Here is a 23924-nt window from a genome sequence, read left to right on the forward strand (position 1 = left end):
TTTTACTCCTTTGGGTTGCGCGGTAGGGCGGTGGATTTCATGGTGCCGTTGCCATCGGCGCCATTGCTATAGCTGCCGCTAGCATTGGCCCCGCCCGCGTAGCCGTTGCCGGCATTCCACGCAGCCGCAACATCGACGGCGTCGCGCGAGACGGCGACCTCGTGCACGCGCACACCCCACGCGCCCATCTGGGCGGAAATGGCGGTCACGGCCGCAGTCGCGGGATCGGCCAGCAGTGGGCTGGACTCCACGCCACGGTCCTCCCGGATGGCGGCGAGGAAGCGCTTGCGGGAAGCGCCCACCAGCATGGGGAATTCGGCGTCGAGGAACTCCGGCAGGGCCTTGAGCAGCGCCCAATTATCCTGCGGGGTTTTGGCGAAGCCTAAGCCCGGATCGAGCACGATATTATCGCGGCGCACGCCGGCCTCCAGCGCGTTATTTGCCAGGCGCTCGAGGGTCTCATGCACATCGCGCACCACATCGCCGCCGTGGTCGGCGCTACCGGCTGCGGATCCAAAGGCGCCTTCCTGCAGCGTGCGCCAGTGCATCAAACAGACGGGCACACCGGCCTCGGCCATCGCGCGATACATCTCCGGATCAGCTAGGCCACCGGAGACGTCATTAATCATGTCCACGCCGGCCGCTGCGGCCGCACGGGCCACCGAGGCGCGCATCGTATCCACGGAGGTGCGGATGCCCAGCTCGCTCAGCGCCTTAATGACGGGAACCACGCGGCGCTTTTCGACGTCCGCTTCTACCCGCACCGCGCCCGGCCGGGTGGACTCACCACCGACGTCAATCATGTCCGCGCCCTGCGCCACGAGTTCGCGGGCGTGGTTGATGGCGGCATCGACGTCCAACCACTTACCGCCATCGGAGAAGGAATCCTCCGTGACGTTGACGATGCCCATCACCAGCGTGCGGTTGGCGATGGTCAGATCTGAGACCGAGGTTGCCTGCTGCATGGCGTGCTCCTTCTCGCTTTCGTGGTGAACCGGGGTGGACTTAGCTGCGAATCAGGCTGAGCACCTCGGCGCGGGAGGCGGCATTGTTTTTGAAGCCGCCGCGCACCGCGGAGGTGGTCGTCGTCGCACCCGGCTTGCGGATGCCGCGCATGGCCATGCACAGGTGCTCGCACTCAATGACCACGATGACGGACTGCGCACCGAGGACCTCCACCAAGGCGTCCGCTACCTGCTGGGTGAGGCGCTCTTGGACCTGGGGGCGCTTAGCATACATATCCGCCAGGCGGGCGAGCTTGCTCAAACCGGTGACGTGGCCGTCTTTGCCCGGGATGTAGCCAATATGCGCCACCCCGTAGAACGGCACTAGGTGGTGCTCGCAGGTGGAATAAATGGGGATATCGCGCACCAGAACCAATTCTTGGTGGTCCTCAGCGAAGGTCTTGTGCAGAACCTCGGTTGGGTCCTCGTGCAGGCCGGCGAAGACCTCGCGGTAGGCGCGGGCCACGCGGGCAGGGGTTTCGCGCAAGCCCTCGCGGTCAGGGTCCTCCCCTACCGCAAGGAGCAGCTCACGCACCGCTGCCTCCGCTCGGTCTTGGTCAAAGGCGGCGCGAGCGGGAATGTGATTATCAGGCATTAGTTATCTTCTTGCTTGTCGTCCTCGCGCGCATAGGGGTTCTTGCGGCGATCCTTTTCGTCCCAGCCGGGGGTAAACCACTGGCTGGTCTCGGCATCAGCATCCGCGCCGGCATCCGGCTTGTGGTGCTTTCCGCCACCGGTAGCGGGGCGTGCGGCCGGACGGGCCGCAGGCTCGGAAGACTCAGCAGACTGGCCGTCGCGGGACTGCTGGGTCGGCTGGGCCGGCGTGGCGTCCGCAGATTCCTTAGCGGGGCCGCTGCCCAGCTCGCGGGCGGTGTCCGGGTCGACGTAATCGCCGGCGTGCTGGCCAAAGTTGAAGCCCACCTCGCCCTTCGGCTCTTCGCCGGCGAGGCGGCGCTCGCGGGCGGCACGGGAGGCATCGAGAAGCGTCATGCGCTTAGGCAGCTCCTCGCCGCGCTCCTTCGCCAGCTCGACCGGGGTCTTCACTGGGGCGTAGCCAATCTGGCGCGGGAAGCGATCGTCCTCGCCTGGGAAGACGTCGAAGGCCTCGCGCGGCTCGATGCCGTCGAAGATGCGCTCCAGGTCAGGGCGGCGCAGGGTTTCCTTCTCCAACAGGGCCTCGGCCAGTTTGTCCAGGTAATGACGGTTATTGCGCAAGATGTCATAGGCCTGCTCGTGCGCGCGCTCGAGCAGGTAGCGCATCTGCTCATCAATCTTGGAGGCAACTTCATCGGAGTAATCGATGGAGCCGCCGCCACCCATCTGGCTGAAGGGATCGCCCTGTTCCTTGCCGTACTTTACGGTGCCCAGGTCCGGCGAGAAACCGTACTCGGTGAGCATGGAACGAGCAATCTTGGTGGCGTTTTCAATATCGGAAGACGCACCGGTGGTCGGCGCACCGAAGACCAGCTCTTCGGCCGCGCGGCCACCCATGGCAAAGACCAAACGGGAGAAGAGCTCGTCGCGGGTGTACATGCCCTTGTCGTCTTCCTGGGAGGTCATGGCGTGGCCGCCGGTGCGGCCGCGGGCCAGAATGGTGACCTTGTAGACCCGCTCGATGTCCTTGAGCGCCCACGCAGAAAGCGTGTGTCCGCCCTCGTGGTAAGCGGTGACCTTCTTCTCGTGCTCGGAGATGATCTTGCCCTGGCGGCGCGGGCCGCCCACGACGCGGTCGGTAGCCTCTTCCAAGGCGTCATAGGTAATGACGTTGCCGCCGATGCGGGCGGTAAGCAATGCGGCCTCGTTGAGCACATTGGCCAGGTCCGCGCCGGACATGCCGGCGGTGCGCTTGGCCAGCTGCGCTACGTCGACCTCTTCTGCCAGCGGCTTATTCTTCGCGTGCACGCGCAGGATCTGCTCGCGGCCGGCCAAGTCCGGGTTGGTGACCGGAATCTGGCGGTCGAAGCGGCCTGGGCGCAGCAGCGCCGGATCCAGGATGTCCGGGCGGTTCGTGGCGGCGATGAGGATTACGCCTTCGCGGTCACCAAAGCCGTCCATTTCTACCAGGAGCTGGTTGAGGGTCTGCTCGCGCTCATCGTGGCCGCCGCCGGTGCCGGAACCGCGCTGGCGGCCCACGGCGTCAATCTCGTCCACGAAGATGATGCAGGGGCTATTTTCCTTCGCCTGCTTGAACAGGTCGCGCACGCGGGAGGCACCCACGCCGACGAACATCTCCACAAAGTCAGAACCGGAGATGGAATAGAACGGCACGCCGGCCTCGCCAGCCACGGCGCGGGCCAGCAAGGTTTTACCGGTACCCGGAGGGCCGTAGAGCAGCACGCCGCGCGGGATCTTGGCGCCTAGGTCGTGGTAGCGGGTGGGGTCTTCCAGGAAGTCCTTGATCTCCTGCAGCTCGTCTACGGCCTCGTCCGCACCGGCCACGTCCGCAAAGGTATTGGTCGGCATATCCTTGGTCAGTTCCTTGGCCTTGGAACCGCCGATGCCAAACATTCCGCCAGCACCCTGCTGCATGCGAGACATGAGCCAGAAGAGCACGCCGAAGAGGATGATCATCGGCAGCAGCATGCTGAGCATGGAGCCCAAGAAGGATTCCTGCGTGACATTGGTCTGGTACTTCTCGGCGCCGGAATCCTTGACGGCGTTAAAGACCTGCTCAGAGGCGCGGGCCGGGTACTTGGCCACGATTTCCTGCACACCGTCGCGCTCGTCTACCGTGATTTCATCCTTGAGCTTGATGCGCAGGCGCTGCTCGCGGTCATCAATTTCCACCTCATCGACGTTTTTGTCTTTGAGCTGGGTCAGCGCAACCGAGGTATCCGCTTGCACGTAGCCGCGGGCATCGTTGCTAAAGAAGGTAAAGGCGTACAGCGCGATAAGGATAAGCGCCGCTATCCCGCCGTAGCGAAGAATCTTGTTGTTTTTCATTACTGCGCGATTTTAGTTGGTGGTATAGACATCGGGGTGGAGGGTGCCCACGTAGGGGAGATCGCGGTAGCGTTCCGCATAGTCCAAGCCATAGCCGATGACGAATTCATTCGGGATATCAAATCCCACATCCAGCAGATCAATATCAGCCTTGACTACTTCGGGCTTGCGCAGCAGGGTGACCACATTCAGCGAGGCAGGGTTGCGGCCTTCCAGGTTGCGGATGAGCCACGACAGGGTGAGGCCGGAATCGATGATGTCTTCCACGATGAGCACGTTGCGCCCGGCAATATCGCGGTCCAAATCCTTCAAAATGCGCACCACGCCGGAAGAGGAGGTGGAGGCGCCGTAGGAGGATACGGCCATAAACTCCAGCTCGGAGGGGATGGATAGCTTGCGCGCAAAGTCCGTGAGGAAGAATGCGGCGCCCTTGAGCACGCAGACCAACAGGAGGTCTTGCTCAGAGTCGGCATACTTTTCTGAGACCATATCCGCGAGTTCTTGGACGCGGCTTTGCAGTTCCTCTTCTCCAATGAGGATTGCTTCTACATCGTCACCGTAGCGGTTTGCGGGAACGGCGAAGTCTTTCTTGTCGTGCACGTGTGCGCTCCTTTAATGACCAGACAATAGTGCCAGTTTGCCACCTATACGGGCTACTTCCAACCTCTGCCCCACCTGCCGCGCCGATCGCACGGCCACCGGGCCTTGCCCGTGCCAGTGGGTGCACAGCTTGCCGACGTCCCCCACTCCCCTCCTTGTTACCTCTACCCCCTCGCTGACCAGCCACGCCGCGATCGCCCGCCGGCGCCGCGGTTCCGCCATCGCCGCCAGCTCGGCGCAGTCGGTGGTGGGTGGGGTGCGCAGGGTGGCGTCGTCAAGCGCCGCATCGCCCGCTGCTTGCGCCAGCGCCGGCACTGCATCCCCGCCGATGATGCGGTTCAACTGCGGAATGACCTCGCGGCGCAGCGCCACGCGGCGGAAATTCGTGTCCGCGTTCTGCGGATCCCGCCACGCCGAAAGGCCCAACTCCGCGCAAGCGCCCTCGGTATCGGCCCGGCGCACGTTCAGCAGCGGCCGCACCACGCGTGCGCCTTCGACCTCGCTGCGCTCGCTCATGCCGGTCACTCGCCCGCGCAGCGCGCCGAGCAGCAGTGTTTCCGCTTGGTCATCGGCCGTATGCGCCACGGACACCTCTAAACCTTCGCCCGCGCTCGCGGCGGCCAGTGCCCGATACCGCGCCGCACGCGCGGCCGCCTCCATCGACTCTGCCCCCGGCGCAGCGCCCGCCTCAACGCTGAGCACCCGCGCCCGCGCGCCCAGCGTTCGGGCCTGTTCGGCCGCGCGCTCGGCCTGCGCCCGCGATCCGCCCTGCAACCCGTGGTCCACGCACAGCGCGAGCACCTCGTGCCCTTCCGCCACGAGCGCCGCCATGAGAGCCAGCGAATCCGCTCCTCCGGACAGCCCCACCGCCACTGCATGGTCAAGGCCAGCAGCGCGCACGCCGCGTCGACACGCTAGAAAGTGCGGCGAAACCCGCGGCCAAAAGGGCTTATTAGAACTCATGCAGTGCAGAAGCCAATGCGTCTTGAGCCTTGCGGGCGGACAAAATATCGCCGTCATTAACAATGAACGCAAAGGCATATACGCGCCCGGAATTGCCCTGCGCGGTGCCGGCCAAAGCCGAGACCCCAGTCAGCGTGCCCGTTTTAGCGCGCACATAGCCCTTGGCCGCGGAATCGCCGTAGCGCTCGTACAGCGTGCCATCGCCGCCGGCCACCGGCAGGTAGGACACCAGCGGGCGCAAGCGCGGATCCTTGACCGCGCCATTAATGAGCTGCGTCAGCAGACCGGCCGTGAGGCGATTGTCCACCGAGAGCCCGGAATTATCCTTTATGTCGACACCCTCGACGTCGAAGCCCTCTTCCCGCAGGACATCCAGCGTGGCCTGCGTATCGCCTTCAAAGCTGGCTTCCTTGCCACGGGAAACCGCCAGCTCACGCGCAATGGCCTCGGCCATGACGTTATCGGAATGGCGCACCATTTCTCGGGCGCGGTCCGCGAGCGGCGGCGAATCCACGCTCGCCACTTCCTGCGCGTTCTCCGCCACAGAGCCCATGCCTACCTTGCCCGCGCCGAGGCGATCGCCTAGCTGCTTAGCGACGTCCAAAGCCGGCTCATGACTCCTCGGCACGTCCCCCGTCGTCGCGCCCAGGCGACCACCGTAGAGCATGGCCGGTTCCATTGGCGCTACGAAGCCGCCGTCCACGTTCTCCGGATCCCAGCCCGGGGCCTGCGCCTCGCCGGACCACACGGAGGTATCGATGTAGACGCCATCGACCTGCTCGACGTTTTTCGAAATCTGCTCGGCTAAATCATCGAGCTGTTCGTGCGTCATCCACACATCGCCCGCGGCTTTAATGACCACGTTCTTTTCGTTCGACCCACGGTAGACCTTGGTGGTGATTTTCTCATTCTCATCCAGCGCCAGCGTCGCCGCCGCAGTGGTGAGGACCTTCGTGGACGAGGCCGGGGTAAGCCGCTTATCCGCGTCTCGCTGCCACACCACGTCACCGGTTTCGGTATCGATCACCTCGCCGCCGAAAGTGGCAAGGTCCTTATTCTTCGCGAGCTCATCCAGCTTCGCGCTCAGCGCATCCAGGTTCGCCTCGCCCGGCTGTGCTGCGCTCAACGGCTCCTCAGGAGCCTCAACCGCCTGCGCCTCCCCGTGCGAAAGATCGCCGTACTCGCGCTGGAGGGTAACGCCCAGCGCAGCCGTACCTCCGACCGCTGCTGCTACCACGAGCGCGGTCGCTGACCACCAAACATGCTTTGCTTTCATTGCCTTTAACCCTAGCGCGAATCCGCAACGCGCTAGACTATGGGCAGTAATTGATACCCAATCCCCCATGGAGGACATCGCTGTGAGCGTTGAAGTAACCATTGAAATCCCGAAGGGCTCCCGCAACAAGTACGAGGTTGACCACGAGTCCGGCAAGGTCTACCTCGACCGTTACCTGTTCACCCCGATGGCTTACCCGGCTGACTACGGCTTCATCGACCACACCCTGGGCGAGGACGGCGACCCGCTCGACGCCCTGGTCATCCTGCCGGAGCCGGTCTTCCCGGGCGTAGTCGTTGAGGCCCGCATCGTCGGCGTCTTCAAGATGACCGACGAGGCCGGCGGCGACGACAAGCTGCTCGCCGTCATCGACGACCCACGCTGGGAGCGCTACCAGGACATCAACGATGTGGAGCAGCACATCAAGGACGAAATCGAGCACTTCTTCGTCCACTACAAGGACCTGGAGCCGAACAAGGAAGTCACCGGCTCCGGCTGGGGCGACAAGGCCGAGGCAGAGAAGATCCTCGACGAGGCTAAGGCTCGCTTCAAGTAAGCGCTTCTGCTCCGGGCTGCCCTTAGGGCGTTTCGATCAAATAGCACCGCGAAAGCGGCGGTTTCAAAGGCCGTATTTGATCGAAACGCCCCTTTTTGTCCCTTTTTCGCCTCTTTTTGCCCTTCTTCGCATCCGCAAGGCCCTCCCCGCGACACCTTCCCGTCCCCGAAGTACAATTCGATCACATAGCAGGCCGAAACCACCGGCCTCGGGGGACCTAAATGATCGAAATGAACGCCTAGGGGTGGGCGCATGAGAATCTTCACCACGCGCACGGCCGCGCGCCGCGCTATCGACAACCAAGCCGTGAAAATCTGCCACGGACTCTATACCGAAGGCAAGCCCTCGCCGCGCGAACTCGCGGAAATCGTCTCCCGCCGCTGGCCCGATTCGGCGCTCGACGGCTACTCGTGCGCCCACCACTACCTCGGCCACGCTTTAAGTTTCCCACTCCATTTCCTGCGCGCGGGAACGATGGCCTCCAGCCCATACTTCCGCAGCCGCCGCGCCCGTCCGAAGGCGCTGGGCCAGCTCAATGGCATTAACGTGTGCAATCCGCTGCAGGCCACAGAAATCATGGCGGAGGAAGACGCCGTCGCCTTCCTCGAGGCCTGCTTTGCCGGCCAGTACGGCGCCTCGCAGATGGAGGGCCACATGCTTGATTTTCAGCGCTTCCCGCAGCACACCCGACGCATCCTGGAAAACACCATCCTCGGCGCTGATAGCGTCCCCGAGCGCAACCTCACCCGCGCGCTTCGGCCCCATGTCACCGTGCACAACAACAGATACATTGGACCTTACCGCTGGGACTTACTCTTGGAGGAACACAAGCTAGCCATCGAAGTCGACGGCTACGCCTACCATCAGGGCGAGAACCGGCAGCGGTTCGAAATTGACCGCCAAAAGCTGAACGACGCCGTCCAAAGAGGCTACAAACCCCTCCACTTCACCGCCGCCACAATCGAGCACCACCTCGACATAGCTGTTGGCCAAGTCCTCGCAATAGTCCACGGTAAAGACAACATTGTGCAGCCACCGTGGCAGTGGCACCACTACTGGCGGTTCCAGCGCTAGCACTGCGGCACGCGGAGCAGCACAAGGTCCTATGCGTGACTAGGGTATGAGGCATGAAAAACGTTCAACCAACTGAAGTACCAGAAGGCGCACAGCTCATTGATGTCCGCGAGAATGACGAGTGGGCGGTGGAGCGCGCGAAGGGCGCGACCCATATCCCAATGAGCGAGATTACGGGTCGCATCCAGGAAATCGATCCGGACAAGGATATCTACGTCATCTGCCACGCAGGCGGCCGCAGCATGCAGGTCTGCCAGTATCTGGAGCATGCGCTGGGCTGGGACACCATTAACGTCGATGGCGGCACGGATAAGTGGAAGGCTGCCGGGCTTCCCATTGAAACGGATTAATTGGCCTTAACCAATCTTTTGGGATTATTATGATGGTATGGCTTCCACGAATAATTCTGTAATCCCAACTGCCCTGCTCGAATCCCCGTCGTTCCAGCTGGAGCGCCTCCGCCGCCGCACCCGCGATGGCGTCGAGGCCGCCCTGCAGACCAAGCAGACGACGCTGCGCGAGTACTGGGTCCTTACCTGCCTGGTGGACGCGGATGCCGCGTCGCAGTCCTACCTCTCCGAGACCCTGGCCATTGATGCTTCTGACATGGTGCGTCTTATCGATGCCCTCGAGGACCGCGGCTGGGCCAAGCGCGAGCGCGATCCGAAGGATCGCCGCCGCCAGATTGTCGCGTCCACCAAGAAGGGCACGAAGGTCCACAAGGACCTGGCGGAGCTTGTTGCCACCGCCGAGGACGAGGCCTTGGATGAGTCCACCAATAAGCAGCTCAAGCACCTGAGAAAGTTGGCCAAGTCCATCATCGCCGCGGACGAAGAAGAGGCATAAATGGCGGGCCCCGAATCGCTCGTCCCGCAGCAGTACCTTCTAGGTAGCGCGGCACCGCGGCCGCGCACGCTGTGGGACATCATCACCACCACCGCGGAGATGCACCCAGATGCCGCCGCGCTGGACGACGGCGAAATCATCACCTACTCCGAGCTCATCCACGAGGTCGAGCTGTGGGCCACCGAGCTGCACGCCAATGGCGTGCGCCGGGGCGATCGCATCGGCATCCGGATGACCTCCGGCAAGCGCGAGCTCTACCTCGCCATTTTGGCGACCCTGGCGGCGGGCGCGGCCTACGTGCCTGTCGACGCCGACGACCCAGACGAGCGCGCCGAGATGGTCTTCGGCGAGGCCGATATCGATGGCGTCTTTACAGATGAAGGCTTCCGCTTCCTGCGCGATTCCGCGCGCCCATACGCCCCCGACAGGTCCGCCGAGGAGCCGGCCGAGAACCCCAATGCCCCGCGCCCAGAAGACACCGCGTGGATCATCTTCACCTCCGGTTCCACCGGCAAGCCGAAGGGCGTGGCCGTGAGCCACCGCTCCGCGGCCGCCTTCGTGGACGCCGAGGCCAGCCTCTTTTTGGTCAATCACCCGCACGGGCCGCTCGGCCCGGAGGATCGTGTGCTCGCCGGGCTGTCCGTCGCCTTCGATGCCTCCTGTGAGGAAATGTGGCTGGCCTGGGGCCACGGCGGCTGTTTGGTCCCGGCGCCGCGATCTCTGGTGCGCTCCGGCATGGACTTGGGCCCGTGGCTCATCCGCCGCGATATCACCGTTGTGTCCACCGTGCCTACCTTGGCAGGCCTGTGGCCAGCCGAGGCGCTGGATAATATCCGCCTGCTCATCGTCGGCGGCGAAGCCTGCTCGCAGGAGCTGGTGGACCGCCTGGCCACCGAGGACCGCGAGATGTGGAATACCTACGGCCCTACTGAGGCCACCGTTGTCGCCTGTGCGCAGCAAATGCTGCCCGGACGGCCGGTGTCCATTGGCTTGCCGTTGAATGGGTGGGACCTGGTGGTCGTCGATAAGCAGGGCATCCCTGTGGAATTAGGCGGCGTCGGCGAGCTGGTGATCGGCGGCGTGGGACTGGCGTCCTACCTGGATCCGGCCAAGGACGCGGAGAAGTACGCCCCGCTGGAGTCGATGGGCTGGCAGCGTGCGTATCGCACCGGTGACCACGTGCGCCTGGAGGAGGACGGGCTGTACTTCGTCGGCCGCGTGGATGACCAGGTGAAAATTGGCGGGCGCCGCATCGAGCTCGGCGAAGTCGAAGCCAACGTTGCGGCCCTGGATAACGTCTATAACTCGGCCGTGGCCGTGCAAAAGACCCCCGGCGGCGAGTCCGTCCTGGTGGGCTATGTCTCCCTCGAGGATGAGGCCAAGGGCTTCGATCACGAGGCCGCGCACGCCCGCCTGGCCGATACCATGCCGGCCGCACTCGTCCCGCGCATCTGCGTGATGGAAGAACTGCCGGTGCGCACCTCCGGCAAGGTAGATAAGAAGGCCCTGCCGTGGCCGCTGCCCGGAGTGGGCGTGGAATCGACCACGCTGACCGAGACCGAGAAGTGGCTCGCGGAGCTGTGGGTAGAAACCCTCGGCGTGTCCGTGGAAGACGAGAACGCCGACTTTTTCTCGCTCGGCGGCACCTCGCTGGCGGCCGCGACCCTCGTGGGCCATATCAGGGAGCGCTACCCCACCGTGGCCGTGCGCGACCTCTACGACCACCCGCGCTTGGGCTCGCTGGCCGAGCTCATTGCGGGAGCCGAACCGCGCCCCGCGGCTGCCGATGTCCCCATGCGCGAGGTCACCAAGGTCGGCTTCGGCACCCGCCTCGCCCAGACCCTGATTCAGATCCCCATCATGACGCTGGCAGCATCCAGCTGGCTGGCCTGGCTCATGCTGGGTTCCACCGTGGCGGCATCGCTGGGCTTCGAGTGGGCCGCGGCCTATCCGTGGTGGCTGGTCATCGCCATGCTCATCGTCTTTGTCACCCCAGTCGGACGCATCCCCCTCGGCGGCTACGGCGCGCGTCTTATTACGGCCGGCATTAAGCCGGGCGATTACCCGCGCGGCGGTTCGACGCACCTGCGCATCTGGGCGGCCGAGCGCTGGGCTAATGCCTCCGGCGCGAGCTCCCTGGCCGGTGCCACGCGCGTGAATAACTACGCCCGCGCGCTCGGCGTCAAGGTCAAGCGCGGCGTGGACCTGCACTCCCTGCCGCCGGTGACCGGCCTGCTCACCTTGGGCAAGCACGCCGCCATCGAGCCCGAAGTGGACCTCTCCGGTTACTGGCTGGACGGCGATATCCTGCATGTCGGTGCCATCGACGTCAAGGAAGGCGCCCGCGTGGGCGCACGCTCCACGCTGCTGCCTGGCACCGTGGTGGGCAAGTATGCCCACGTGGAGGCCGGCTCCACCGTCACCGGCCGCAAGAAGATCAAGGACGGACAGCGTTGGTCCGGCTCGCCTGCCCAAAAGGTGGGTCGTTCCAAGCACCGCTTCCCGTCCCATACGCCCAAGCGCCGGCCGTGGTGGGTGGCTATTTATGACGCCACCTCCGTCCTGCTGGCCATCCAGCCGGTTGTAGCGCTGGCGGTAGGCGCGGCCATCGTCTTGGCCCTCGTGCATTCCACGGGCGGCGATAGCTTCGTCGGTGCGATCTTCTTCGCGCCCGTCGGCGCGCTGGCGGCCTTTGGCACCTATATGCTGCAGACCTGGCTGGGCGTGCGCATTCTCTCGCTGGGTATTAGCCCGGGCGTCGCACCCGTGCGCTCGGCCAAGGGCTGGCGCCTGTGGGCCATCGAGCGCCTCATGGACGAGGCGCGCACCAAGCTCTTCCCGGTGTATGCCTCGCAGCTAACCCCGGCGTGGCTGCGCTCGCTTGGCGCGGACATTGGCGCGAATGTGGAAATCTCCACCGCGGTGATGATCCCCAAGCTCACCGAGGTCAAAGAGGGCGCCTTCTTGGCCGATGACACCATGATCGGCGGCTACGAGCTCGGCGGCGGCTGGATGCGCACCGGCGAGACCAAGGTGGGCAAGCGCTCCTTCGTGGGCAACTCCGGCATCACCGCGCCCGGCCGCAAGCTTTCCAAGAACTCGCTGGTTGCCGTGCTTTCTTCTACCCCGAAGAAGACGAAGGCCGGCGCCAACTGGTGGGGTGCGCCGCCAGAGCGCATGCGCCGCGTGACCGTGGAGGTGGACTCCCCCGCCAACTCGGGCGAGGCGCTGACCTATAACCCGGGCTTTGCCGTTAAGGCCGGCCGCGGCGTGGTGGAAACCATGCGCCTTTTGGCACCGATGTTTTCTGCCATGCTGCTCGCCGCGACCCTTAGCGTGTACTACTCGCTTCTCGACGCCCTCGGCTTCCCCCTCACCTGGCTCCTCTCCGGCCTCGTGCTCATGGGCATGGGTGCCGTAGCCATGGCCGTTACCGTTGCCGTGAAGTGGATTTGCGTGGGCAAACACCGCGCGGCCGATCACCCGCTGTGGTCCGCCTTTGTCTGGCTCAACGAGCTGCAGGATACCTTCGTGGAGGTCGTTGCCGCGCCATGGTTCTTCCAGCACACCTATGGTTCCGGCGAGATCAACCTGGGCCTGCGCGCCCTCGGCGTGGAAATCGGCCGTGGTGCGTGGATCGATTCCTACTGGTTCCCGGAAACGGACCTCATCCGCATCGGTGAGGCCGCGACCGTGGGCCCTGGCACGGTGGTGCAAACCCACCTTTTCCAGGACCGCGTGATGAGCCTGGATACCGTCACCGTCGAGGCCGGATCTACGCTGGCTTCCCATTCGGTGGCGCTGCCGGCCTCGCTGATTGGTAAGGCCTCCACCGTAGGCCCCGGCTCGCTGGTCATGCGCGGCGACCGCGTTCCCACCAACGCCGTGTGGCAGGGCAACCCCATCGAGCCGTGGAAGCGATAGGCCACCGGCAGGCACCTTCGCCCTACCGGGCGAAGTCCTGATACTTAATCATTTCGCCGGATTTGAAGTCCCAGGCCTCCACTCGGACGCGGTCAGCAAAGACCTTGACCCGCAGTCCGGTGGAGGCCTCTTCCTTTTCTTTGACGATTTTCTCGTCATTATCGCCATCTGGCAGGTACTCATTGAGGATGGCACCGGTATTGACTACCGGGAAGCCGGTGCGGCCGGCCTCGCCCGTGCCGTCGTAGCGGCGGGTTCCCCACCAGTTATTCTGGCGCAGCGAGGAGTGGCTGTGGCTACTAAACCACACGATGTTGTTGTACTTATTGACCACGTTGGATAGCGCTTCAAGGTCCTCGAAATCATTCTGGTACCACGCCGAATGGGACATCGATACCGTCTGCGGTAGCAGCGGATGGCTAAAGACCAGCGCCGGCGTGCCCTTAGCATCCCAATAGGCCAGACGCTCATCTAGCCAATCGAGCTGCTCTTTGCTGATGCGCTGGAACGGCTCCTTGCCGTGGCGCAGGATATCGGAATAGAACTCGGTATTCACCGAAATCAGTGGCACCCCGTCAACTACCTCTTCCTTCCACGGCTTATCCTGGCCGGAGTATTTGAGGAAGCGCTCCAGGTAGGTCTCAGATCCTTCCTTGCCGTACATTTCGTGGTTGCCGATGGTCCACAATTCCTTGCCCGAATCGTGCGGCTCCTCGCTGTGCGCGGCCAGGAAATCGTCCCACTGCTCCTGCGAGCCATCGTCCACGAGGTCGCCGTTAAGCACCAGCGCCCCGGCCTTGTCCTCCATGCCATTCAACTGGCGGACCGCGTCTTTGTAGTCTTGGGGGTCGCCTTGGACGTCGGAAAGCACGTCCACGATAGCCTGCGGCGAACCTTTGAGCTCACCCAGCGGCTTGACGACGCCCACGTTGTCCACCGCCCACCACCAGTCATCATTGCCGTTGTTGTAGCTGAAGCTAACCTGCATATTTTTCGCGCCAGCCGGCACGTCCACGCCGATGGACTCGTGCTTGGAGAAGACATCCTTTTCAAAGGCGGCGATTTCCTGGGCTTCCCCACCATCGAAGGCGACCTTCACCGTCGCGTTCTGTCCTTCCTTGCCCTGGCGGTAATGCTGATCGAATTCCACATTCACTCGGTCCTGCCCCGCCACCGAGATGGCCGGGCTCTTCAGTCCGGCGGTCATAGAATCGCCCTCGGCCAAACGCTGCTGATTATTGTCAATGATGGCGAAGGTGTCATGCGCCTGGGTGAAGTAGTGGCGCATGTCGGTACCGGCCGCCCAGGTCCAGTGGCGTATATCGCCAAAGGTCCACCCCTTCCAACGGGCCTCGCCCGAGTCCACGCCCTGCACGTCGGTCTTCCACCCCTCCGGCGCGCGGTGGGTAAACCATGCCGGGGTATCTACCTCATCGAAGCTTTCTTTCCACAGCACTCGCGAGCCGACGCCTTCGCCTTCTTTCGGTTGCGCGGCCTCCCCTTCAGAGGATCCCAGGGAAGAGCCATAAGAAGAGCCAAGCGACGACCCCAAAGATGAGCCGAAGGAGGATCCAGGAAGCGAAGACTGAGCCGCCGCCATGGGCGCACCCAGGACTCCGGTAAGGGCCAGGACAGATGAGAAAGCACAAAGTTTATTTTTCATAACTTTATTTCTATCTGACCTGGGCAACGAGGGGGTTACATATACGTAAACTCTTGGCAAGCACCACGAGCCCGCCAAGAGTTTTAGTAGCTGTTCGCTCTAGCGAACCTTCCGGTTAGGCGTGGCGGTCCAGCCAATCAACCACCGTATCGAGGGCCTGGTCGGCAGCCGGCTCATTAAAGACCTCGTGCTTCTGCCCCTCCCAGGTCACGTACTCCACGTCCTTGGAAGAGATGGAGTTATACCAATCCTGCGAAAAGTATGGCGGAACGATGCCATCCTTGGTGCCGTGCATGATAAGCGTCGGTGCGCTAAAGAGGTCCGCATTGACGGCGTCATAGTTCGCAATCGCCGCCAGCTGCAGGGCGGTTCCAGCGCTGGTCTTCTGCGCGATGAGCGGGCTAGAGGCATACTCGTCCTTCACCGCTTGGCTGGTGGAGATACCATCCGTAAATGGATTAGACAGCTGAATGCCCTTGCTCCACTCCGGCGACTGTGCACCGATCTCAGTGCGGTGCGGAATTAGGTTTTGCGCGTAGCGCGCATTGAAGCTAGTCAGCTGAGCGAGCGGTAGGCGCTCAAAGATGGTGGGATCCAGCTTCTTCTGGGTCTCAGAAATATCATCCGGAGTGATATTCTTTCCGGCCACGTTCTTGCCCGAAAGGTTCAGCGGTGCGCCACCACCATTGGTGATGATGCCATCTGCCTTGCCCGGCTCGCGAATCCCATAGGCTTCCACGGTCAGTGCACCCATCGAGTGGCCCAGCAGGAAGGTCTTTACTCCCTGATTTTCTTCCTTCGCCATGTCTACAACACGGTCGAAATCATCGAGGATGTACTGGAAATTATCGATATGCCCCATTGGTACGCTGCCGCCGGCGGATTTTCCGTGGCCGCGGTGGTCAACGCGGTAGACGTTGTAGCCTGCATCGAGCAAGCGCTTGGCGACGTAATCGTAACGCCCCGAGTGCTCCGATACACCGTGCGCCAAAACCACTGCGCCGCGGGGGTTTGCCACCTTCTGCTTCCGATAGTAGATCTTTACACCCTGACCGCGCTGACTATCGAAGTAGCCGTCCTCATCAGAAACCTGCTTGTCAGAGACGGTCGGGCGTCCCAATACATCTGGTTTCTGGTCTGCCGCTGGCGCCGGCGCCTCCTGGGCGCCCGCGCTTACTGTAAGCGTTCCGGATACCGCCACTGGTGCCGCCATGACAGCAGCCGCCGTCAAGCAAGCGGTTATATGCTTCTTTATCATCACCGTCTCCTCTTGGTGTTGTAGCTCATATTGTTTTCCCAGATGAGATTGAGATAACAGTGATGCTAAATACGCGACGGCATAGAGCACAAATAACTTTCAATAATGTCACCTACGGTTCCGTAACATAACCGCACGGAAACAGACTTTTAGAAAGAACAAATCCTGCCGAAACTATTTCCCAAATCCACCCCCACTATTCCTCCTAATACAAAAAGCGGGAAACTCGGAGTTTCCGAGTTTCCCGCCTACGGGTTAACTAATTCAGCTCAAGCCTAGTCACCAATCTGGTCGCGACCACGCTTAACAATGTTCTCGTCAACCTCGCCTACCAGCTCGTGGTCCTTGTTCGTGTACTCGAACTTGGACAGGACATAGCGCATCGCATTAATACGGGCACGCTTCTTGTCATTGGACTTAATGGTAATCCACGGCGATTCTTCCGTATCGGTGTAACGGAACTGCTCTTCCTTCGCACGGGTGTAGTCATCCCACTTATCCAGCGAGGCCAAGTCCATCGGGGACAACTTCCACTGGCGCACTGGGTCAATCTGGCGAATAGCGAAGCGGGTGCGCTGCTCCTTACGGGTAACCGAGAACCACAGCTTGGTCAAAGAGATACCCGAGCCGAGAATCATATTCTCCAGCATCGGAACCTCGCGAAGGAACTCCGCGTGCTGGCTTTCGGTACAAAAGCCCATAACTCGCTCCACGCCGGAGCGGTTGTACCAAGAGCGGTCAAAGAAGACGATTTCGCCACCGGCCGGGAAATGCTCGATATAGCGCTGGAAGTACCACGAGGTGGACTCACGCGGCGACGGCTTTTCCAGTGCCACGGTGCGGGCACCGCGCGGGTTCAGATGCTCGTTAAAGCGCTTAATAGTGCCACCCTTACCGGCTGCGTCGCGCCCTTCAAAGATAATAATGTGGCGCTGGCCAGTTTCCTTGGTCCAGTTCTGCCACTTCAGCAATTCAATCTGCAGCGCGCGCTTAACGGACTCGTACTCATCGCGAGTCATACGCTCATCGTAGGGGTAATTTTCACGCCAAGTCTGAACCGGGGAACCATCCGGCATGATCAGCGAAGGATCATCCTCGTCGGTTCCGTCGACGACGTAGCCGTCAGTTTTTGCCAGGTCAATCTCGGGAAGGTCGTCGTCTTTAATATCAGCCATGCATTTAGTGTAACCCGAATGTAGACGGCAAGCGCGCTAAACTTTCGCAGTTACCCCTTCTCTCGAAACAGCAAACAAAACAAAAAGAAGGCCTACCGAAACGGTAGGCCTTCTTACTTCAGTAAGCTTTAAAGCTCAGAACTGAAGGATGTTCTTATGCGAACATGCCGATCAGCTGGGAAGCACCCTTAGCAACCTCGGTCAGCGGCTCAATGAGGGTGTAAGCAGCATTGAACAGGCCACCGAAGATGTCGAAAGCAAAGTTCAGGGTAGAGGAAAGGTTCTCCATTTTAGTGTCTCCTTAGAAAATTAGAGCTGGTTGAATTAGTTGGAGCTGAGTGCCGGAAGGGCTGCGTCGACTACCTCAAGGGAGGTCTTGAAAGAGTCGAAAGCATTAGCAATGCCAACCCAGTTGGACAGACCCTCGACAACCTTGTGCCAGCCTTCCCAGGTGTTAACGAAGTTGTCCAGGTGCATCTGGATGGTGGAGAGATCCATGTTTGAACTCCTAAAATAGATCCGAAGCTATCTTGCCCCGGAGGGGTTTGCAGTTTGCAGACACCCTCAGTGGGCGTCACAAGAGATATTTTGGCACAAGTTTGAACGAAATCAAGTCAAATTTGCATAGATGTCCCTACACGCAGGCAACTTGATAAGGATAAGTTTATGACTTATAGCAGTCATTAGAAACTTTTTATCTTAATTGAAAGCCTGCTGAAATGGGCTTTTATGTCACGCTTTAAATAGTTGGACTAAATAAGACTTAACACTGTAACGCTTTCCGGTGTAACGAACGATAGGTAGGCGCAAAACCCGCTCTCTGAGAGCGAAAAACTTTTTTAGATTGCGCCCCTTCAGTTACCCCTATACGGGGTCAATGGGGCGCATGGTTCGCGTGTTAAAAGCTGGGGCGGCGATTGGCACGCCATTTTCCACAGCGGATTGCCTGAGTTTTCTTTGCGCTACGGTCCAAATCGAAACCGTCTATGACGAGCGATTTCGGAAATTCTATCCGTGAAGACGCAGCGCCCGCATATCGCATTGGTTAAGCAAAGTGCTGCAGACACGCCGAAGCGCCCCGTTTCATGCGCTCTAAAGCACAGAAACGGGGCGCTCAAGCTTATTTTCGCTAGGCCCGTTGTTGTGGGCGGCCTATGGGCGTTTTGGGGTGTTTAGAAGCCCATGCCGCCCATGGCGTCAGCGTCCGGCATGCTGTTATTGGCGCCGGCCGGCTCAGGCTTGTCGGCAACGACAGCCTCGGTGGTCAGGAACAGAGCTGCGATGGATGCAGCGTTCTGCAGTGCGGAGCGGGTGACCTTGACCGGGTCATTGATGCCAGCCTCCATGAGGTTGACGTACTCGCCGGTAGCAGCGTTCAGGCCTTCGCCTGCTGGCAGGGAGGCAACCTTGTCTGCCACAACGCCCGGCTCCAGACCAGCGTTGTGCGCGATCTGCTTCAGCGGTGCGGACAGGGCCTCGCGGACAATCTTGACGCCGGTAGCCTCATCGCCCTTGAGGTCATCCAGGGAATCCAGGACGGAAGCGGCCTGCAGGAGGGCTACGCCGCCGCCGGCAACGATTCCTTCTTCCACGGCCGCCTTTGCATTGCGGACTGCATCCTCGATGCGGTGCTTGCGCTCCTTGAGCTCAACCTCGGTAGCGGCACCGACCTTGAGGACGGCAACGCCGCCGGAGAGCTTAGCCAAGCGCTCCTGCAGCTTCTCGCGGTCGTAATCGGAGTCAGAGCTTTCGATCTCGGCACGGATCTGCTTGATGCGGCCGTCGATCTGCTCCTGGGAACCAGCACCCTGAACGATGGTGGTCTCGTCCTTGGTGACGACAACCTTGCGTGCCTGGCCCAGGTACTCGAGCTCGGCGGTCTCGAGGGAGAGGCCGACCTCCTCGGAGATGACCTGGCCGCCGGTGAGGATGGCCATGTCCTGCAGGGTGGCCTTGCGGCGGTCGCCGAAGCCCGGGGCCTTAACCGCAACGGACTTGAAGGTGCCGCGGATCTTGTTCACAACGAGGGTGGACAGGGCCTCGCCCTCAACGTCCTCAGCGATGATGAGCAGCGGCTTGCCGGACTGCATAACCTTCTCCAGCAGCGGAACCAGGTCCTTGATGTTGGAGATCTTGGAGGAAACCAGCAGGATGTACGGATCCTCCAGGACTGCCTCCTGACGCTCCATATCGGTAGCGAAGTAGCCGGAGATATAGCCCTTATCAAAGCGCATACCCTCAGTTACCTCGAGGTCAACACCGAAGGTATTGGACTCTTCCACGGTGATAACGGAGTCCTTGTTTACGGAGCCGTTGCCCACGGTGTACATAGCCTCAGCGATCTTCTCGCCGATGGCCGGGTCAGCAGCGGAGATGCCAGCGGTGGTGGCAATCTGCTCCTGGGTTTCCACTTCCTTAGCGGAAGACAGCAGGGAGTCGACGACCTTCTTGGTAGCGGTCTCGATGCCGCGCTTGATGCCCATTGGGTTGGAACCTGCGGCCACATTGCGCAGGCCTTCGCGTACCAGTGCCTGTGCCAGCACGGTTGCGGTGGTGGTGCCGTCGCCAGCGACGTCATCGGTCTTCTTGGCAACTTCCTTGACCAGCTCGGCGCCGATCTTCTCGTAAGCATCCTCGAGCTCAATTTCGCGAGCGATGGAAACACCGTCATTGGTAATGGTCGGAGCGCCCCAGGACTTTTCTAGGACGACGTTGCGGCCCTTGGGGCCGAGGGTGACCTTGACGGCGTCGGCAAGCGTGTTCAGGCCGCGCTCAAGGCCGCGGCGGGCCTCTTCATCAAAAGCGATAATCTTTGCCATTGTGTTTGTGCTCCTTGGTTTATTGAGGACGACACTCACGTCTTTCTCGCTGCGGACGCCCGCGACGGCATGGCTGGTGAGTGTGAACCAACCTCAACCACAACGATGTAGATTTATCTAGCACTCATACTGCGCGAGTGCTAACGACCATTCTGACACTCTCCCACCGTGACTGCAAGAAAAAATGGCGCCCCGCGAAGGGACGCCATTATATTAAGGAATGGATCAGGAACTAAGCGCTTTTCACCGTGCGCTTGGTCCAGCGGTAGATGAACGTCAGCGCGACGATAAAGAGAAGCACGCCGACAATGGTGGCAGACGTGCCGCCCTCGAAGATCTCTAGCGGGCTATCGCCGCCGGCAGCGGCAATGATGCCGGCATTGACCACACCAAAGAGGGACTCGCCCACGATAAGGCCGGTGGCCAAGAGGGTGCCCATGCGCTTAGCAAATTCCGGGCGGGACTGCTTAGCGGCCCACTTGTCATAGAAAGTGCCCAAGATGGCGCCAATTGGAATGACGATGGTCAGCGCGGCTGGCAGGTACATTCCCATGCCTACCGCCAGCGGCGAGAGCGAGTATTTATCGGTAAATTTGCGCAGCAATTCGTCAACAATAATTAAGACAGCGCCGATGGCCATGCCGATAAAGATGAGGTTCCAGTCCAGCGAGCTATCGAAGATGCCGGAGGCAACGGAAGACATCAGGGCGGCCTGCGGGGCTGCCAGGGCGTCTTCGCCCGCGCCTTCCATCCCTTGGAAGCCGAAGCCATTGAGCATAACCTGCAGAATCGGCGGGATGACCAAGGAACCAAAGACCACGCCGATAATGAGGGCGACCTGCTGCTTCCACGGGGTGGCGCCAACGAGCTGACCGGTCTTGAGGTCCTGCAGGTTGTCATTAGAAATGGTGGCAATGCCAAAAACGATGGCCGCGGTGAAGAGCGTGTAGGCCACCAAAGACAAAGGATCCGCAGTGGTGCCGCGGGTGACGGCCGCGATGAGCAGCGAGGCAGCGAGCACGGCGATGATGCCAATGGAGGAAATTGGCGAGTTAGACGCACCAATCAGGCCGGCCATGTAGCCACACACGGAGGCGATAATCAGGCCCACCAGCAGAGTAAAGAGGACGGAGACGGTAATGAGCACGGCCATGTGGTCGTGAATATCAGTACCGCGCACAAAGTCCCACAACAGCAACGCGATAGGCACCATGAACGCCACGATGGTGGTGGCGACATAAGGGAAAGGAATATCGCGCTCGGTGACATCGACGACGGAGCCGGACTTGCGGGCGCGCGAGGAGGCTAGAGACTGACGGATGCCCACTGCAATGGGAGCGGCAATCTTCAGCAGGGTCCACATGGCGGCAATGGCCATGGTGCCTACGCCGATGAAGCGGATGTCATCGGAGAAGGTGGTATCGACGACGTCGGCAAGCGCGGTGGCGCCCGTAATATCGCCGGTGGTGAAAATGGGCAGCAAAATGAAGTAGGAAATCACCACGCCAACCAGCATGGCAATGCCTACCGGCAGGCCCACCAAGTGGCCCACGCCGATAAGCGCGGTAGACAGGCTAGTGCCCAGGGTGGTCGCGCCGGCGCCGAGCTTGAAATAAGCGGTGACCTCGGAGGCGGCGGCCTTCATTGCGGTCAGCAGCGCCATGACGGCCGAGGTGATACCGCCGGCGACGATGACGCGCAAACCCTTGGCATTTTCTTCGTGGCTGGTGCCGGAAGCACTTTCATCGCCCACCTTGAGGACCTCGGCCGCGGCCACGCCCTCCGGGTAGGGCAGATCGGAGCCGGTGACCAAAGCGCGGCGCAGCGGGATGGAATACATCACGCCCAGCACGCCGCCGATGATGCACACGCCGGCAGTCTGCAGGAAGCCAAAGCCCTGCCAGTACCCCACCATCACCAGGCCCGGGAGGACGAAGATGATGGCAGACAAGGTGCCTGCGGCAGAGGCAATGGTCTGCACAATGTTGTTTTCTTTAATGTTGTGGCCCTTGAACCGGCGCAGCACCGCCATAGAAATCACGGCGGCCGGGATGGAGGTAGCAAAGGTCAAGCCCACCTTCAGGCCTAAGTACACATTGGCAGCGGTGAAGATGAGGGTAATCAGGCCACCGATGATAATGCCGCGCAGAGTCAGCTCGGGCAGGGAGGCCTTGGAACCTGCGGCGGATGATGCGTTCGCCATGCCAGGTCCTTTCTATTCTCGGCTATGAAAGTTTCTCGTTTCACCCTGCGTAGCAAACCGCGGCCTGCCACGTCCGTTTCTGCCTGTTTGGCGCCGGTTTCTTCCCGGAATAGGGTCCGAACGGACAAAATCCGCACAGGGTGGAATGAATAAATTTTAGTTCACCACCCCAGCGTTTTCCTATTCCGGTTGCTCTATAGCTTGGGGCGGGCGGGTACCGTAGAGAACATGACTGCACTTAATGAAAGCATTCGCAACGACCGCGAGACCATTTTCCGCCAGCTCAGCGAGCTCGTGGCCTTTAACTCCGTCCATGACGAGGAAGGCCTGGAGGACCAGACCAAGGACGCAAGCCAGTGGGTTAAGTCCGCACTGGAAGAGTCCGGAGTGAGCGTGGAAACCATCACCACGGCCGATGGCTCCACCGCCATCTTGGGTGAGCGCAAGGGCGATGAGGGCGCCAAGACGGTGCTGCTGTACTCCCACTATGACGTGGTGCCGGCCGGCAACCGCGAGGCTTGGGAATCCGATCCATTCACCCTGACCGAGCGTGAGGCCGCTGATGGCTCCACCCGCTGGTACGGCCGCGGCGCCGCCGACTGTAAGGGCAATGTGGCCATGCACTTGGCCGCCCTGCGCGCGGTGGACAATAACGGTGGTACCAAGGTGAACCTGAAGTACCTCATCGAGGGCTCCGAGGAGCGCGGCGGCGAGGGCCTATCCCAGCTCATCAAGGATCGCCCGGAGCTTTTTGCTGCCGACGCCATCCTCATCGCCGATGCGGGCAACGCCGCTGTGGGCCAGCCGACCTTGACTACGTCCCTGCGCGGCGGCGCGCAGATTGGCGTGCAGGTCGATACCTTGGCCTCCGCCGTCCACTCCGGCCAGTTTGGCGGCGCGGCACCGGATGCCGCCAAGGCGCTGATGCGCGCCATCGACTCCCTGTCCGATGAATACGGCCGCACCGTTATCGACGGCGTGGATACCACCGCCGAGTGGTCCGGCCAAGAGTACCCAGCCGAGGCCTTCCGCGCCGATGCGCAGCTGCTGGAGGGCACTAAGATCATGGGCGAAGACGACCCGGCCGGTGCCACCCCGGTGGCCAACATGGTCTGGTCCCGCCCGGCCATTACCGTGACCGGCTTTACCTCCACCCCGGTGTCAGAGGCCGTCAACGCCGTGCCCGCCACCGCTTTCGCGCAGCTCAACCTGCGCGTTCCGGCCGGTGCCGATGCCGCTGCGATTGCCGACGCCGTCTGCGATCACCTCCGCGCCCACACCCCATGGGGCGCCCACGTTAAGGCCGAAGTGCTTGAGGCCAATGCCGGTTTTGCCACCGATCCAGAAAAGCCCGCCGCTGCACTACTGGGCGAGTGCCTTTCCGAGTCCTATGGCACGGACACCGCCGCACAGGGCATGGGCGGTTCCATCCCGCTGACCACCGAGCTGCAAGAGGCTCACCCCAAGGCGGAGATCGCTCTCTACGGCGTGGAGGAGCCAAAGTGCACCATCCATTCGGCCAATGAGTCCGTCGATCCCACCGAGATCGAGAACATCGCTGCCGCAGAAGCGCTCTTCTTGCAGCGCTACGCCTAAGACTGAAACCCCAGGTCCAGCCCG

The 23924-nt window shown here is 61.6% G+C and carries 19 protein-coding genes; 6 read left to right on the top strand and 13 right to left on the bottom strand.

Going from position 1 to position 23924, the window contains the following annotated elements; translation table 11 throughout:
- Window positions 1-2: 2 nt before the first annotated feature.
- From folP to dacB, 6 genes are read right to left on the bottom strand one after another with little or no spacing between them, the layout of a single operon-like run.
- Entirely contained in the window at window positions 3-965 is a 963-nt protein-coding gene (gene folP, locus QP324_RS03295; RefSeq protein WP_239278246.1) for a dihydropteroate synthase, read from the bottom strand.
- Between the two features lie 40 nt (window positions 966-1005).
- Window positions 1006-1599, bottom strand: coding sequence for a GTP cyclohydrolase I FolE (folE, locus tag QP324_RS03300; protein WP_005325658.1), 594 nt, complete (start codon window positions 1597-1599; stop codon window positions 1006-1008).
- Entirely contained in the window at window positions 1599-3947 is a 2349-nt protein-coding gene (ftsH, locus tag QP324_RS03305; RefSeq protein ID WP_284814459.1) for an ATP-dependent zinc metalloprotease FtsH, read from the bottom strand. The genes folE and ftsH overlap by 1 nt, the downstream gene beginning before the upstream one ends.
- 12 nt (window positions 3948-3959) lie before the next feature.
- Window positions 3960-4547 carry a hypoxanthine phosphoribosyltransferase gene (gene hpt, locus QP324_RS03310; protein WP_179386998.1) on the bottom strand — a complete coding sequence of 196 codons (588 nt, stop codon included), beginning with the start codon at window positions 4545-4547 and terminating at the stop codon, window positions 3960-3962.
- A gap of 12 nt (window positions 4548-4559) precedes the next feature.
- Window positions 4560-5510 (bottom strand): tRNA lysidine(34) synthetase TilS, encoded by a 951-nt coding sequence (tilS, locus tag QP324_RS03315; protein ID WP_284814462.1) that lies wholly within the window; start codon window positions 5508-5510, stop codon window positions 4560-4562.
- Window positions 5500-6786, bottom strand: coding sequence for a D-alanyl-D-alanine carboxypeptidase/D-alanyl-D-alanine-endopeptidase (gene dacB / locus QP324_RS03320; RefSeq protein ID WP_284814465.1), 1287 nt, complete (start codon window positions 6784-6786; stop codon window positions 5500-5502). The genes tilS and dacB overlap by 11 nt, the downstream gene beginning before the upstream one ends.
- 82 nt (window positions 6787-6868) lie before the next feature.
- Here dacB and QP324_RS03325 point away from each other — a divergent pair, with 82 nt between their 5' ends.
- The 5 genes from QP324_RS03325 (at window position 6869) to QP324_RS03345 (ending at window position 13186) form a co-directional block, all read left to right on the top strand.
- On the top strand, window positions 6869-7342 hold the full coding sequence (locus QP324_RS03325) for an inorganic diphosphatase (RefSeq protein ID WP_005329894.1): 474 nt from the start codon (window positions 6869-6871) through the stop codon (window positions 7340-7342).
- 252 nt (window positions 7343-7594) lie between these two features.
- The gene (locus tag QP324_RS03330) at window positions 7595-8416 is read left to right on the top strand and encodes an endonuclease domain-containing protein (protein ID WP_284814467.1); all 822 of its coding nucleotides are present in this window, start codon (window positions 7595-7597) and stop codon (window positions 8414-8416) included.
- A gap of 53 nt (window positions 8417-8469) precedes the next feature.
- Window positions 8470-8766 (top strand): rhodanese-like domain-containing protein, encoded by a 297-nt coding sequence (locus QP324_RS03335; protein WP_005325643.1) that lies wholly within the window; start codon window positions 8470-8472, stop codon window positions 8764-8766.
- A 37-nt stretch (window positions 8767-8803) separates the two neighbouring features.
- Window positions 8804-9262 (top strand): MarR family winged helix-turn-helix transcriptional regulator, encoded by a 459-nt coding sequence (locus QP324_RS03340; protein WP_284814469.1) that lies wholly within the window; start codon window positions 8804-8806, stop codon window positions 9260-9262.
- Entirely contained in the window at window positions 9263-13186 is a 3924-nt protein-coding gene (locus tag QP324_RS03345) for a Pls/PosA family non-ribosomal peptide synthetase (RefSeq protein WP_284814471.1), read from the top strand.
- Between the two features lie 22 nt (window positions 13187-13208).
- On the opposite strand, the gene QP324_RS03350 is transcribed toward QP324_RS03345, so the two are convergent.
- The 7 genes from QP324_RS03350 to QP324_RS03380 all read right to left on the bottom strand — a co-directional run bounded on the left by QP324_RS03350 (window position 13209) and on the right by QP324_RS03380 (window position 22304).
- Window positions 13209-14849: a metallophosphoesterase gene (locus tag QP324_RS03350; RefSeq protein WP_284814472.1), complete on the bottom strand. Its 1641-nt coding sequence runs from the start codon at window positions 14847-14849 to the stop codon at window positions 13209-13211.
- Between the two features lie 115 nt (window positions 14850-14964).
- Window positions 14965-16107 carry an alpha/beta hydrolase gene (locus QP324_RS03355; RefSeq protein WP_269946892.1) on the bottom strand — a complete coding sequence of 381 codons (1143 nt, stop codon included), beginning with the start codon at window positions 16105-16107 and terminating at the stop codon, window positions 14965-14967.
- A gap of 275 nt (window positions 16108-16382) precedes the next feature.
- Window positions 16383-17282, bottom strand: coding sequence for a polyphosphate kinase 2 (ppk2, locus tag QP324_RS03360; RefSeq protein ID WP_023019951.1), 900 nt, complete (start codon window positions 17280-17282; stop codon window positions 16383-16385).
- Between the two features lie 154 nt (window positions 17283-17436).
- The gene (locus QP324_RS03365) at window positions 17437-17571 is read right to left on the bottom strand and encodes a hypothetical protein (protein WP_255632127.1); all 135 of its coding nucleotides are present in this window, start codon (window positions 17569-17571) and stop codon (window positions 17437-17439) included.
- Window positions 17572-17606: 35 nt separating this feature from the next.
- Window positions 17607-17780, bottom strand: a complete 174-nt coding sequence (locus QP324_RS03370; RefSeq protein WP_225746395.1) for a hypothetical protein — start codon at window positions 17778-17780, stop codon at window positions 17607-17609.
- Window positions 17781-18454: 674 nt separating this feature from the next.
- Complete coding sequence (gene groL / locus QP324_RS03375) at window positions 18455-20101, bottom strand: chaperonin GroEL (RefSeq protein ID WP_284814473.1); 1647 nt, start codon at window positions 20099-20101, stop codon at window positions 18455-18457.
- 232 nt (window positions 20102-20333) lie between these two features.
- Window positions 20334-22304, bottom strand: coding sequence for an OPT family oligopeptide transporter (locus tag QP324_RS03380; protein WP_284814474.1), 1971 nt, complete (start codon window positions 22302-22304; stop codon window positions 20334-20336).
- A 228-nt stretch (window positions 22305-22532) separates the two neighbouring features.
- On the opposite strand from QP324_RS03380, the gene QP324_RS03385 reads away from it, so the two are divergent.
- Window positions 22533-23900: a M20/M25/M40 family metallo-hydrolase gene (locus QP324_RS03385; RefSeq protein ID WP_239278261.1), complete on the top strand. Its 1368-nt coding sequence runs from the start codon at window positions 22533-22535 to the stop codon at window positions 23898-23900.
- The last annotated feature ends 24 nt before the right edge of the window (window positions 23901-23924 follow it).

Origin of the sequence: Corynebacterium sp. UMB0012 (genome assembly GCF_030216265.1) — a bacterium.
Lineage (GTDB): Bacteria > Actinomycetota > Actinomycetes > Mycobacteriales > Mycobacteriaceae > Corynebacterium.